Origin of the sequence: Loktanella sp. M215 (assembly GCF_021735925.1) — a bacterium.
In the GTDB taxonomy this organism is placed as follows: Bacteria; Pseudomonadota; Alphaproteobacteria; order Rhodobacterales; family Rhodobacteraceae; genus Loktanella.
In genome coordinates this window covers 1,985,028-1,997,740 of record NZ_WMEA01000001.1, presented here as the reverse complement: position 1 = coordinate 1,997,740, position 12,713 = coordinate 1,985,028, and the positions used below count along the sequence as shown (strand labels likewise).

Below are 12,713 nucleotides of genomic sequence, written 5' to 3'. Positions count from 1 at the left end.
CGCCTCCGTTCAATCCAGATCGTCGAGCAGCCTGTCCACGCAGATTTTATAGCTTTGCAGGGTCTGGATGGCAGAAACGCCGATCCAGCCAATCTCGCGCTGGGTCAGCGGCAGGCTGTCCAGCAGCGCGTCCAGATCGTCCTTGTGATGGGGATCGACACCCGCGTGATAGCGATAGGTGCGGAACGCGGCGTCTGGCAGACCGCTGCGCGCCTGCACCCGGTCGATATGTGCAACGGACGGCGGCTGCCCTTCGAGAACGGAAATATAGCCCAGCAAGGCGACCGGATGGTGGTGATGGATCCAGTAATACTGCGCGCCGACCATCTGGGCCACGTCCGCCTTCGGCATCGCCCGGGCGATCGCATCGGTATCCTGGCCGATCGCGCCAAGATCCTCCAGCGTCCAGACGTCGTGGTGCCGCTCTTCGGGGATATGCTTGGCGAAATAGGCGGCCAGCGGTCCGCAGATGGCATCCGCGCCGCTGCGCCGTTCCGCCTCCAAGCGGGCAGCTTCCATCAGGGGGACGCTGGCACGGATGATCTGGTAGACCATGCCCAGAAAGGCCGGATAGGCCACGTTCAGATCGTCGCGGGCCCAGACCTCGGCAAAGGATTGTCCCAGTCCGGTCCGGAACATCTCGAGCTTGGTGCGGATCTGCACGCTGGCCGGTCGGGTGGTTCCATCCATCGTCTCACTCCCCTTTTGAATATATACACATTTTTGGAAGATTAATGTATGTTAATCTTTGACGCAGCGATATTGCGTTGGCCGCATGCGACCGGCCTGTACCGACCGGCCTTGTCACCGAGGCATCAAGCGGTTGTTTTACAAAGTCTTTGCTGATCCGTTTTCCAATCACATTGATTTCAAAGGGAGCATGAGCATGTCCGAAGAAAAATCGAACGTCACGAAATTGCAGGAAGCCGGCGTTCTGGACACGAGCGAGATGACAGAGGAGCACCACCGGGCCCTGAATTCCGAATTGTCGGATGACGAGGTCAAGGCACTGATCAAGGCGCGCGACCTGCTGGGGTCGAAGCATCCCCTGAAGCCGTCGAGCGAAGGCGGCTTTTTCTAGGCAGCACCGCCGCTTGCAAGATGTCCTCCGGCGCGGCGAGCAAGTCGCCGCGCGGGGCAGACGGGATTGGACTGAACGTGACGGGACTACAGATCATGACGCCGGTCAGTGCGACCGCTGAACCATCCGAACGTCAGTTGGAACTGTCGTTGCTGTTCACCGATATCGAGGGATCGACGCGGCTGCTGCAGCGGTTGGGGCCGGCATATGACGCCGCACTGACGCTGCATAACACAGTGATCCGCAAGGTCCTGAAAACCCACGGCGGCACCGAAGTCAGCACCGCCGGAGACTCGTTCTTTGCGGTCTTCTCTGATCCCGGACGGGCCCTTGCCGCGACGGTGGCGGCGCAAAAGGCGCTGGCCCGGCAGGACTGGCCCGGCGACATGCCGTTGCGGGTCCGCATGGGCCTGCATCTGGGAGAGGTCCGCTATTCACCCGAACAGGGCTACCGGGGGTTGGACGTGCACCGCGCCGCCCGGATCAGCGCCGCCGGACACGGCGGACAGGTGCTGATCTCTGCCTCGCTGCTGTCCGCCATCGGGCCGGACGGCCTGCCGAACGGCGTGTCGGCCGCAGACCTCGGGCTGCATTACCTCAAGGATCTGCGGTATCCCGAACACCTTTACATGCTGACGATCGACGGGCTGGAGGATATCGCGGCATCGATCAAGACGAACCGCAACAGTCCGAACAATCTGCCGACGTCGAATAACCTGCCCATCGGCCGCGATGACGAAATGGCCGTGCTGCACCACCTGTTCAGCAAGGACGCAACCCGGCTGGTGACCCTGACGGGACCCGGCGGTGCGGGCAAGACCATGCTGGCGCTGGAAACCGCGCACGGACTGCTGGATCACTTTCCGTCGGGCGTGTTCTTCGTGCCCCTCGCCCCCATTCAGGACCCGGCGATGGTCCCGATCGCGATCGCGCAAGCGATGGGCGTGCGTGAATTCCCCGGCATGCCGCTCGACCGCAGCCTGCGCGCCGCCCTGACCCAGGGGCCCACCCTGCTCGTGCTCGACAACATGGAACACGTGATCGAGGCCGCAGGCACCGTGGGCAACCTGCTGGCCGATTGCCCCGATCTGAAAATCCTCGTGACAAGTCTGGAGCCGTTGAACATCAGGCACGAGCAGCTTTACGACGTGGGCCTCTTGCCGTCCCCGCCGGTCGACGCGTCCATCGGGGCCGACGCCGCCCTGTCCTATCCGGCCGTGCGCCTGTTCGTTGAACGCGCCGCTGCCGCGCGCAAGGGCTTTGCGCTGACCGCCGAAAACCTGCAATCCGTGCTGTCGATCTGCAACCAGCTGGACGGCCTGCCGCTGGCAATCGAACTGGCAGCCTCGCGGATTCGTCTGATGACGCCACAGATGATCGACCACCGGCTGGAACAAAGTATCGACGTGCTGGCTGGCGGTCGCCGCGACGAGGAGGGACGGCACCGCACCCTGCGTGACACGATTGCATGGAGCTATGACCTGCTGGACCCACCGGAACAGCAGGCCCTGGCCGCTCTGTCCGTGTTCGGCGGCGGCTTCACCGTCGATTCTGCAGTGGCCGTCTGTGCCGATCACAATGTGGGCGCCGATACCTTCGATCTGATCGTCTCCCTCCTGAACCGCAGTCTGTTGCGAGAGGACGAGGTCAGCGGCGAGACCCGCCTGCGCATGCTGGAAACGGTCCGCAGCTTCGTCACCGACGAACTGGAAAGCGGACACCATGCCGACACCTTGCGCGCGCGACACGCCGCGCATTACCGCGACATGGTGGTCGCACTGGCGGACGATCTGGTCGGCGCGGCGCAACGCGCGGCGGTGACCCGGCTGCATGACGAAATGGCCAATCTGCGGGCGGCCCTGCGCTGGGCGACACAGCAGCCGACCGCCGATCTGACCGCCGATCTGCTGCGCGGTCTGTTGTGGTTCTGGATCCCGCAGGGCCTCTATTCCGAAGGCCGGACTTGGATCGAGGCGGCGCTGACGCAGGCCAAGACCCAGCCCGATGGCCGCGCCAAGGCGATCATCCACGACGTCGCCGGCTGGTTCCGCATCTTTTCGGGCGATTACGAAGGCGCGCTGGAAAGCTGCGAAATGGCGCATGCCCTCTATGCCGATCACGGACAGGCGCACGAGCATGGGCGTGCAAAGGCGACCTACGGCATCACCCTCGCCGCCTCCGGCCAGTTCCCGGCGGGGCCGGAGATGATCATGGCCTCGCTGGAGGCCGCCAAGGCGAACGCGGACGACGAGGGTGTCGCCATCGCGCTGGTCGCGCTTGGCGAAGGCGCCCGCTATGGCGGCGATGTCGCGACCGCCGAGTCCTGCTATCACGAGGCACTGACCATTCTAGAGCGGCTGGGCAACACGTGGTGGCCCGGCGGTATCCTGCAGAACCTCGCACATTTTCGCCTGAGAGAGGGACGCTGGGAAGACGCCGTGACCCTGCTGAACCGGACCTATGCCTTGGCCGGGACGAACGGCTACCACATTCTCGTGCTGCTGTACCTGATGGGGATGGGCGGTGTCGGGGTCGTGCGGGGCGAACATGCCCAAGCCGCGCGCCTGCTGGGCGCGACACGCGCGCTTCTGGAACGCGCCGGTGCGGCCTTCGAGCCAAGTGACGAGGCCGAGTTCCAGAGGTACGAGGCCGAGGTGGCGCAGGTCCTTGGCGACGCTTCTTCCGCGCTGGTGCGCGAGGGTGCGGGTCTGACGCAAGCCGAAGCCGTCGTGATCGCGCGCCGTTTGGCTGCAGTATCCTGACCCCGTGCAGATACACGACGCCGAACAGCTTGGACTTGCCAGAAAGGACCGCTGTTTTCGCATGAGTATTCAAACAACGGGCTTTGCATCCGTGCCGTCGTGGCGATCCCGGGAGGACTCGAACCCCCAACATCCTGATTAGAAGTCAGGTGCTCTATCCGGTTGAGCTACGGGACCGGTAGGGTCTGATACCCGCTCGAAATTTGCGGCGCAATGCCTCGTGCCATTTCAGCGGACTGTCCTTTCGAGTCGCCCCTGCAGGTCATTGACGGCAGGTTGCCGCGGATCGTGGCGGTCCATGACCCGTGTTGCCTCACCACGGACACAGACGACGATTGCGGCGGGAACACCGGCTGCTGTTCAGGATTGAGCTTGGCCGGGCATGGTCAATGCTGAGGCATTCCGCTAGGCAACGGCGGCAATTATCAGGAGTTCGCGACGATGCGCACACTATTCGTTTGTCTGCTTGCGATCATGGCTGGTCAGTCTGCCGCGGCGCAAACACTCTATTTCTCGGCCATCCCCGACGACGACGAATCACGGCTGGTCGAACGCTTCGGCGCGGTGGCCGACTATCTGTCAGAGGCACTGGACGTCGATGTGCAATACGTGCCGGTGAAAAGCTATGCCGCCGCCGTGACCGCCTTCGCCAACGACCAGATCCAGCTGGGCTGGTTCGGCGGGCTGTCGGGCGTGCAGGCACGCATTGCCGTGCCCGATAGCCACGCGATTGCGCAGGGGGCGGAGGACGAGACCTTCGTCACCTATTTCATCGCCAACACCGACACCGGTCTGACCAGAACCGAGGATTTTCCGGATCTGGCAGAGCGCAGCTTTACCTTCGGGGCCGAAACCTCGACCTCTGGTCGTCTGATGCCGGAATACTGGATCCGCGAGGCAACGGGCGAGGCGCCGTCCGATCTGTTCAGTGCCGTCGGCTTTTCCGGCGACCACGGTCAGACGCTGCGACTGGTCGCGTCCGGTGCCTATGAGGTTGGTGCGCTGAATTATGCGGTCTACGACACCGCCGTCGCCGATGGCACCCCCGAGGCTGCGGCCACAACGATCATCTGGCAAACCCCGCCCTACCCCGACTACAACTGGACGATCCGTGGCGATGTCGATGCCCGGTTCGGTGCCGGGTTTGCGGACAAGGTACAGGCCGCGCTGATCGCGATGGACGATCCCAATCTTTTGGCATCGTTCCCCCGGAGCGCCTTCATTGCCGCCGACGACGCGTTGTATCAGCCGATCGTCGACACGGCGCGGGCGCTGGACCTGATCGACTGATGACACCGCCGCTTGTCGCGCTGACGGACCAGACGCTGGGCTGGGGTGGGCAGGCGGTGCTGCGGGGCGTGACCCTGCGGATCGAGGCGGGCGAGCGTATCGTTCTGCTGGGGCGCAGCGGCGTGGGCAAAAGTACGTTGCTGGCCACGCTGCACGACCGGATGGCCCTGCGCACCGCACTGGTGCCGCAGGATCACGGGCTGGTCGGCAGCCTGTCGGTCTTTCACAACATCTGGATGGGCGTGCTGGACGATCACGGCACGGCCCAAAACCTGCGCTGTCTGCTCTGGCCGCGCCGGGCAGAGCGGGCGCGGGTCGAAGACACACTCGACATCGTCGGACTGTCCGGAATGGGGCGGCGCCGTGTCGCGCAACTGTCCGGCGGGCAGCGCCAGCGCGTGGCGCTGGGGCGCGCGCTGCTGCGCGGTGGCGCCGTGGTGCTGGGGGACGAACCGGTGACGGCGCTGGATCCCGCGCAGGGGGCGGCGCTGCTGGATCATCTGGGCGCACGGTTCAAGACCTCGATCCTGGCGCTGCACGATGTGGATCAGGCGCTGCGGGTCGCCACGCGCATCGTCGGCCTGCGGGCCGGGGGCATCGCCGTCGACGCGCCTGCAGGCGATTTGACCGAGGCCGACCTGCTGGCGCTTTACCGATGATCCGCCGTCGCGACGTTCTGGCGGGGTTTGGGCTGGCGACGGTCGCGGCGCTGTGGCTGGCGGACCTGAGTGCCGCACGGCCCGATCCGTGGATGACATTGGCGGCCATCGGGCGCGGCGTGCTGCACCCGGATTTCAGCGATCCCGGCGGCATGCTCTGGGCTGCGGCGTTGACCGTCGCCTTCGCATTCTGCGGCGTCGCCCTTGGCGCCGTGGCGGGCCTGTTGCTGGCACCGTTTTATGCCGTGACGCCGGTGCGGCTGGCCTGCATCTGCCTGCGTGCGGTGCACGAGCTATTCTGGGCCTTGCTGCTGTTCAGCGTCACGGGCCTGTCGCCGCTGACCGGCGTGCTGGCCATCGGGCTGCCCTACGCGGGGATTTTCGCCAAGGTCTTTTCGGAATACCTCGACGACACGCCCGCCGCGGCCCGCCTGCCGGGGACGGTGCCGCGCCTGACCCGGCTGCTGTGGGTGCAACTGCCACAGGCCTTGCCACAGATGCAGACCTATACCCTGTACCGTCTGGAATGTGGCCTGCGGTCCTCTGCCGTGCTGGGTTTCATCGGTTTGCCGACGCTGGGGTTCCAGTTGGAGACGGCGTTCAAGCAGGCGCAGTACGGGCAGGCCGTCGCGGTTCTGGCGCTGTTTCTGGCGCTGATCCTGCCCTTGCGGATCTGGATGATCTGGCGGCTGGTGCCGGTGTTCCTTCTCGCTTCTGTCGCCGCACTGATGACGGTCGCCGTGCCGCCTATGGGCGATGGTACCGTGCTGCGGTTCCTGACCGACATCGTGCCCGCACCGCTGCGCAGCGGTGCGGACTGGGGCGACTGGCTGCACAAGGTCTTCGTCGCGCAGGCGCTGCCGGGGTCGGTCGCGACGCTGGTGCTGTCGCAGATCGCGCTGGCCGGGGCGGCAGTGCTGGCCGCGCTGGCCTTTCCGGCCATCGTGCCGCGCATCGTGGGCCGGGCGGGTGCGCTGGTGGGGCACGGTGTTCTGGTCGTCCTGCGATCGATCCCGGATTACATGCTGGCCTTCGTGTTGTTGCAGATCCTCGGGCCGTCGATGTTGCCGGCCGCCCTGGCGCTCGGGCTTCACAACGGCGCGATCATCGCGCATCTGCTGGGCCGCGAGGCGCGCGGCCTGCCGCAGCGTCCAGACGCGCCGCGGGGCCTGACGCTTTGGGCGTGGGATCTGCTGCCGCGTCTGACGCCATCGTTCTGGGCGCTTTGCCTTTATCGGTGGGAGATCATTCTGCGCGACAGCGCCATCATGGGCCTGCTGGGAATCGGCACCTTGGGATTTTACATCCAGAGTAATGTGCAGACGCTGCGGATGGACCGGGTGATCGCGCTTCTGGTGGTGTCAGTCGCGCTGACACTGGCGGTGGACACGCTGTCACGTCGCCTGCGCCGCGCCATGCAGGACGGCCCCGCCCTGCGGATCGAGGCATCGCGCGCCGTGGCGTCCTGACCCTGCGCAATTCCTCACCCGCACCGGAGTTCACGCCGCCACCACGTCCCCCGGACAGTGTGTCGCGCCGCGCAAACGATCCTCGTCCGACATGAAGAGGAACTTTGCCTGTCCCGGTCGCGTTTCAACCCGCAACCGGACGGCCGGACGATCTGCAGATGTGACCGGAAACGGGCCAATCCTACGGACTGCCCGATGTACCCGGATGCTGGCGGGTCCCGACCCGCAACCGAAATTGAGATCAGGAAAGTGACATCATGAAAGATCATGCAGCAACTCAGGGCGCGTGCCCCTTTCGCGGCACCCGCGTCGGCGGCGCCTTGGGGTCCGAACCGCAACTGGACCATTGGTGGCCGAACCGGCTGAAGGTCGAGTTGCTGCATCAGGACCCGCCTTTCGCAAACCCGATGAAGGACGAGGACTATGCATCGCGGTTCTTGGAACTCGACCTTGACGCGATCAAGGCCGATATCAAGGACTTCCTGACGACCTCCGTCGAGTGGTGGCCGTCCGACTATCACAACTACGGTCCGCAGATGGTCCGCATGGCCTGGCACTCTGCCGGGACTTACCGGATCGCCGACGGTCGTGGCGGTGCCGCACAGGCCATGCAGCGTTTTGCCCCGATCAACAGCTGGTGGGACAACGGCAACACCGACAAGTCGCGCCGCCTGCTGGCGCCGATCAAGCTGAAATACGGCTCCAAGATCAGCTGGGCCGACCTGATCGTTCTGACCGGCAATTGCGCGCTGGAAATCATGAACTTTCCGACCTTCGGCTTCGGCGGCGGTCGCATCGACGCTTGGGAAGCCGACAAGGCGACCTACTGGGGCCCCGAAGGCTGGAATGGCAAGCGCCCGCAGGACACGCCTGCCGGCCCGCACGAAGGTCACCCGGACCAGATGGTCACACGGACCCTGCGCTGGAAGGGTGACGTGAAAGAGGATTACTACGACCTCGAAAACCCGCTGGCCGCGTCGAACCAGTCGCTGATCTACGTCGACCCCGAAGGCCCGAACGGCAACGGCGTGCCAATGGATTCCGCCCGCGACATCCGCGAAACCTTTGCCCGGATGGCGATGAACGACGAGGAAACCGTCGCCCTGATCGCCGGTGGCCACGCGTTTGGCAAATCGCACGGCATGACCTCGCCGGACGAGATCGGTCCCGCACCAGAAGGTGCGCCGATGAAGGCGATGGGCATGGGCTGGCAGAACCCCAAGGGTACCGGCTTCGGCCAGTATACGATGACCAACGGTATCGAAGGATCCTGGACCCCGAACCCCGTGGCATGGGACAACGATTATCTGACGAACCTGTTCAGGTTCGAATGGGAGCAGACGAAATCCCCCGCCGGTGCAACCCAGTGGAAGCCTGTCGATCCGAACGCACCCAAGACGCCCGACGCCCATGTCGAAGGTCAGATGAACACGCTGATGATGATGACCTCTGACATCGCGCTGAAGGTGGACCCCGCCTATAACGCGATCTGCCAGCGGTTCCTGAACGACTTCGACTACTTCACGGAAGCCTTCTCCAAGGCGTGGTACAAGCTGGTGCACCGCGACATGGGTCCGAAGGTCCGCTACCTCGGCAAGGAAGTGCCGGCGGAAGAGTTCCTGTGGCAAGATCCGATCCCTGCGAACGACGGCTACAGCCTGTCCGATGCGGATGTCGCGACCCTGAAGGACAAGATCCACGCAACGGGCCTGTCCGTGCAGGACCTCGTCTCGTCCGCATGGGCCGCAGCCTCGACCTACCGCAAGTCGGACAACCGTGGCGGTGCCAACGGCGGCCGTCTGCGGCTGGAACCGCAGCGCAGCTGGGAGGTCAACAATCCCGGCCGTCTGGGTCACGTGCTGGACACGCTGGAAGGCGTGAAGGCCGACTTTGGCCGCGTGTCGATGGCCGACCTGATCGTGCTGGCCGGTTGCGCCGGGGTCGAAAAGGCCGCGCGCGATGCGGGTGTCGAAGTGACCGTGCCTTTCATCGGTGGCCGCATGGACACCACGCAAGAGCTGACGGACGTGGAGCAGTTCAACTGGTTGCAACCGGTCGTCGACGGCTTCCGCAACTACATCAACGAAGCCGTGGGCTATAACGTCGCTCCCGAGCACATCTTCCTCGATAAGGCGCATCTGCTGAGCCTGACGGCCCCCGAATGGACGGCCATCACCGGCGGTCTGAAGGTGCTGGCGGGCAACTACGACGGGTCGTCCGCCGGTGTGTTCACCGACCGGCCCGGCGTGCTGACCAACGACTTCTTCAAGACGCTGTGCAGCATGGAGTATTCGTGGGAGCCGCAAGGCGACGACGAGATGATGTTCGACCTCGTGACCCGTGAAGGCGGTCAGTCCCGCCATACGGCAACGCGCTGCGATCTGGTCTTCGGTGCCAACGCGCAGCTGCGTCAGGTGGCAGAGGTCTATGCCGCTGATGACGGTCACGCCCGTCTGGTCAAGGACTTCGTGAAGGCCTGGCACAAAGTGATGATGCTCGACCGATTCGACGTACCGGAAGAGCGCGCGAAGGCCGTCGCCGTCTGCTGAGCCGATGCCGGACGATGAGTCTGGCCCGTTGGGGCCAGCCTCTGACCTGACTATTGAAGCCTCCCCTGCAAAAGGGGAGGCTTTTCTGATTGCGGGTCGCGGTCCATCGTCTTCGTCAGGAGGTGGATCCATGCGGTGGACGATTGCAGCGCTATCTTTGCGTGTTGGCGTTGACCTGCCCCGCGGTCATCCGCCAGGTCGAACGCGCGTCATTGGGTTTGACAGACATTTCTTTCGACGGTGGCAAGCGAGCCCCGCGCGGTGCCGTCAAATCGCTCAGGCACATGGCGCAGGTTGGACGGGGGTTTGCTGCCGCGCGATGAATGGCGCCGGATGCTGTTGGCATCGTAACATCAGGGTGCCAGCGTTCAGTGGGCATTGCCCGGGCTGTCGAAGCTGCCGGTCACCGTGGTCGACACGCGGGGACCTTGCGACCACGTTCGGACGGCACGACAGTCACGCAAGAGACACTGCGTGGCGCACCATCTGAAACGGGCGCGGACGCAAACGACACGCAGCCGTCGTATTCTGTCACATGGATTGTCCGGAATAGATCATGATCCCTCGTGAAACAGAGGGCTCCTCCCATGCTTGACGATCGTTCCGACGTCTCCACCGTCACCACACTGCTTGCAGCCAGAAAATCAGGCCACACCCTGCCTGCGCCGCTTTACACGTCGCAGGCCGCTTTCGAGGCCGATTGCGCCAAGATCTTCGGTCGTCACTGGATCGCGGTGGGCGTCGCCTGCGATGTCGAAGAAGCGGGCGATGTCATGGCACTCGACATCGGTGCGGCCTCGATCTTGATCCTGCGCGATGACGACAATCAGTTGCGCGCCTTTCACAACGTCTGTTCGCACCGCGGCGCACGACTGGTGCCGCCGGGGCGGTCCGTCGTTGGCAAGCTGGTGTGCCCCTATCACCAGTGGACCTACGACCTTGACGGGGCGCTGGCGCTGGCCCCGCACATGGGGGTGGATTTCGCCCGCGACCTGCACCACCTGAAACCGGTGGCGCTGCGCGACGTGGGCGGCATCCTTTACGCCTGCCTGTCGGACACTCCGCCAGACGATATTGCCGAACTGGCGGCGGTGATGGAACCGCGCCTTGCCCCCTACGACCTGCGCAACGCCCGCATCGCGTTTGAGCAGGACGTCATCGAAGACGGCAACTGGAAGCTGACGATGGAGAACAACCGCGAGTGCTATCACTGCGCGTCGAACCATCCGCAACTGTCCCTGTCGTTCCACGCCGCCGACTTCGGCTATGACCCCGACAACCTGACCGACACCGAAAAGGCCGAGGCCAACGGCCTGCTGGACGCCTACGCCCGCCACGGTGCGATCTGGGATGCGCAGGGCCTGCCCCATGCGGCCGTCGAACACACCGTCGGATGGCCCACGAATTTCCGCACTCAGCGTCTGATCATTGCGGGGCTTGGCGAAAGCCAGACCCCCGACACCCGCGCCGCCGTCAGCGTGCCGCTTGGCGACACCGACCGCCCCGGCATGGGCGACGTGCACCTGTGGGGGATCAATTCGTGGAACCACGTCATGTCGGACCATGCGGTGATCTTCACGGCCTTCCCGATCGCGCCCAACAAGACGCTGGTGCGGACGAAATGGCTGGTCAATCGCGACGCGGTCGAAGGTGAGGATTACGACCTCGACAACCTCACCGCCGTCTGGAAGCAGACCAATGCCGAAGACGCGCATCTGGTCGCCCTTGCCCATCAGGGCGCCTTGTCGCCGGGCTATCGCCCCGGCCCCTACTCGCGCTTCACCGAACGCGCGCTGGACGAATTCGCGACATGGTACGTGGACCGCATGACCGCCGGGACGGGGGCATGATCGCCGTCGATCCCGCCGACTGGGGGTCCCGTCGCCGCCGCCGCTTTCCCCCCGAAAAATGGGCAAGCCTGATCTGCAAGGCGGTCTGGGACGAAACCCCGGACGTCCGCACCTTTCTGCTGACCCCCGAAGACGGCAGCCGGATCGAACATGACGCGGGTCAGTTCATGACGCTGCGCATTGCCACCCCGGACGGCATCGTCGAGCGGTGCTATACTATCGCATCCTCTGCCGCCCGCGACGCTGGTATCGAGATCACCGTCAAACGTCAGGCCGGCGCCGCCTCGGGCCATCTGCACGACAGCCTGATCCCCGGCGCGCGTATCGAAGCCTTCGGCCCGTCGGGCCGCTTTGGTCCGGTGTCCTGGCCCGGCGCGCGCTATGCGCTGATAGCGGCGGGCAGTGGTGTGACGCCGATGCTGTCGATGCTGCGCACGGCAGCGGATCGCGGGATCGTCCTAGATGCGGTGCTGGTGCAGGTGTCGCCGGACCACACGGACATGATCGCAACGCAGGACATTGCCCTGCTGACGCGCCGCCTGCCGGGGCTCGCGCATATTCCCGTCACCACCCGGACGCCCGGTGCCCTGCGGCCCACGTCCGACCTGCTGACCAGCCTGATCCCCGATCTGGCGGACCGCACCGTGCTGTGCTGCGGGCCGCAACCTTTCATGGCGATGGTCCGCGCGATGGCCCGGGACGCAGGCGTGCCGCAGGAGAGCTACGGTGAGGAAAGCTTCGACTTTTCCTCGCCCGAGGCCGAGATCACGCCCACCGCCGACACGCCCCTGCGCAACGTGACCTTTGCCCGCAGCGGCAAGGTCTTCGCCTGCGCCGAGACGACGATGATCCTCGCGGCGGTCAAGGCGGCGGGTCTGCCGCTGCCATCGTCCTGCGCGCGGGGTATGTGCGGCACCTGCAAGACGTTCAAGCACAGCGGCGAGGTCACGATGGCCCACGACGGCGGCATTCGCCAGCGCGAGATCGACCGCGGTTTCATACTGCCCTGCGTCAGCCGTCCGCTGACCGACATCGTCCTCGACTGTTAGGAAG

The 12,713-nt window shown here is 65.0% G+C and carries 9 protein-coding genes and 1 tRNA gene; 8 read left to right on the top strand and 2 right to left on the bottom strand.

Features of this window, described 5'->3' with window-relative positions; genetic code table 11:
- Positions 1-9: 9 nt before the first annotated feature.
- Positions 10-690 (bottom strand): iron-containing redox enzyme family protein, encoded by a 681-nt coding sequence (locus GLR48_RS09735; RefSeq protein ID WP_237061070.1) that lies wholly within the window; start codon positions 688-690, stop codon positions 10-12.
- A gap of 196 nt (positions 691-886) precedes the next feature.
- Here GLR48_RS09735 and GLR48_RS09730 point away from each other — a divergent pair, with 196 nt between their 5' ends.
- Together GLR48_RS09730 and GLR48_RS09725 are read left to right on the top strand one after the other, a co-directional pair.
- Entirely contained in the window at positions 887-1,081 is a 195-nt protein-coding gene (locus GLR48_RS09730) for a hypothetical protein (RefSeq protein ID WP_237061069.1), read from the top strand.
- A 95-nt stretch (positions 1,082-1,176) separates the two neighbouring features.
- A complete protein-coding gene (locus GLR48_RS09725) occupies positions 1,177-3,843 on the top strand; it encodes an ATP-binding protein (protein ID WP_237061068.1) in 2,667 nt (888 codons plus the stop codon).
- A 100-nt stretch (positions 3,844-3,943) separates the two neighbouring features.
- Here GLR48_RS09725 and GLR48_RS09720 read toward each other — a convergent pair.
- Positions 3,944-4,020 (bottom strand) — tRNA-Arg (locus tag GLR48_RS09720).
- Between the two features lie 264 nt (positions 4,021-4,284).
- On the opposite strand from GLR48_RS09720, the gene GLR48_RS09715 reads away from it, so the two are divergent.
- The 6 genes from GLR48_RS09715 (at position 4,285) to GLR48_RS09690 (ending at position 12,709) form a co-directional block, all read left to right on the top strand.
- On the top strand, positions 4,285-5,133 hold the full coding sequence (locus GLR48_RS09715) for a putative selenate ABC transporter substrate-binding protein (protein ID WP_237061067.1): 849 nt from the start codon (positions 4,285-4,287) through the stop codon (positions 5,131-5,133).
- Positions 5,133-5,792, top strand: coding sequence for an ATP-binding cassette domain-containing protein (locus GLR48_RS09710; protein WP_237061066.1), 660 nt, complete (start codon positions 5,133-5,135; stop codon positions 5,790-5,792). The genes GLR48_RS09715 and GLR48_RS09710 overlap by 1 nt, the downstream gene beginning before the upstream one ends.
- Entirely contained in the window at positions 5,789-7,261 is a 1,473-nt protein-coding gene (locus GLR48_RS09705; protein WP_237061065.1) for a PhnE/PtxC family ABC transporter permease, read from the top strand. Before GLR48_RS09710 ends, GLR48_RS09705 begins: the two co-directional genes overlap by 4 nt.
- A 257-nt stretch (positions 7,262-7,518) precedes the next feature.
- A complete protein-coding gene (katG, locus tag GLR48_RS09700) occupies positions 7,519-9,810 on the top strand; it encodes a catalase/peroxidase HPI (protein ID WP_237061064.1) in 2,292 nt (763 codons plus the stop codon).
- Between the two features lie 587 nt (positions 9,811-10,397).
- Entirely contained in the window at positions 10,398-11,660 is a 1,263-nt protein-coding gene (locus tag GLR48_RS09695; RefSeq protein WP_237061063.1) for an aromatic ring-hydroxylating oxygenase subunit alpha, read from the top strand.
- On the top strand, positions 11,657-12,709 hold the full coding sequence (locus tag GLR48_RS09690; RefSeq protein WP_237061062.1) for a flavin reductase family protein: 1,053 nt from the start codon (positions 11,657-11,659) through the stop codon (positions 12,707-12,709). The genes GLR48_RS09695 and GLR48_RS09690 overlap by 4 nt, the downstream gene beginning before the upstream one ends.
- The last annotated feature ends 4 nt before the right edge of the window (positions 12,710-12,713 follow it).

Bases quoted from the DNA above. Each gene is read 5' to 3' on its own strand.
- GLR48_RS09735 (WP_237061070.1), bottom strand. From the start codon at position 690: ATGGATGGAACCACCCGACCGGCCAGCGTGCAGATCCGCACCAAGCTC.
- GLR48_RS09730 (WP_237061069.1), top strand. From the start codon at position 887: ATGTCCGAAGAAAAATCGAACGTCACGAAATTGCAGGAAGCCGGCGTT.
- GLR48_RS09725 (WP_237061068.1), top strand. From the start codon at position 1,177: ATGACGCCGGTCAGTGCGACCGCTGAACCATCCGAACGTCAGTTGGAA.
- GLR48_RS09715 (WP_237061067.1), top strand. From the start codon at position 4,285: ATGCGCACACTATTCGTTTGTCTGCTTGCGATCATGGCTGGTCAGTCT.
- GLR48_RS09710 (WP_237061066.1), top strand. From the start codon at position 5,133: ATGACACCGCCGCTTGTCGCGCTGACGGACCAGACGCTGGGCTGGGGT.
- GLR48_RS09705 (WP_237061065.1), top strand. From the start codon at position 5,789: ATGATCCGCCGTCGCGACGTTCTGGCGGGGTTTGGGCTGGCGACGGTC.
- katG (WP_237061064.1), top strand. From the start codon at position 7,519: ATGAAAGATCATGCAGCAACTCAGGGCGCGTGCCCCTTTCGCGGCACC.
- GLR48_RS09695 (WP_237061063.1), top strand. From the start codon at position 10,398: ATGCTTGACGATCGTTCCGACGTCTCCACCGTCACCACACTGCTTGCA.
- GLR48_RS09690 (WP_237061062.1), top strand. From the start codon at position 11,657: ATGATCGCCGTCGATCCCGCCGACTGGGGGTCCCGTCGCCGCCGCCGC.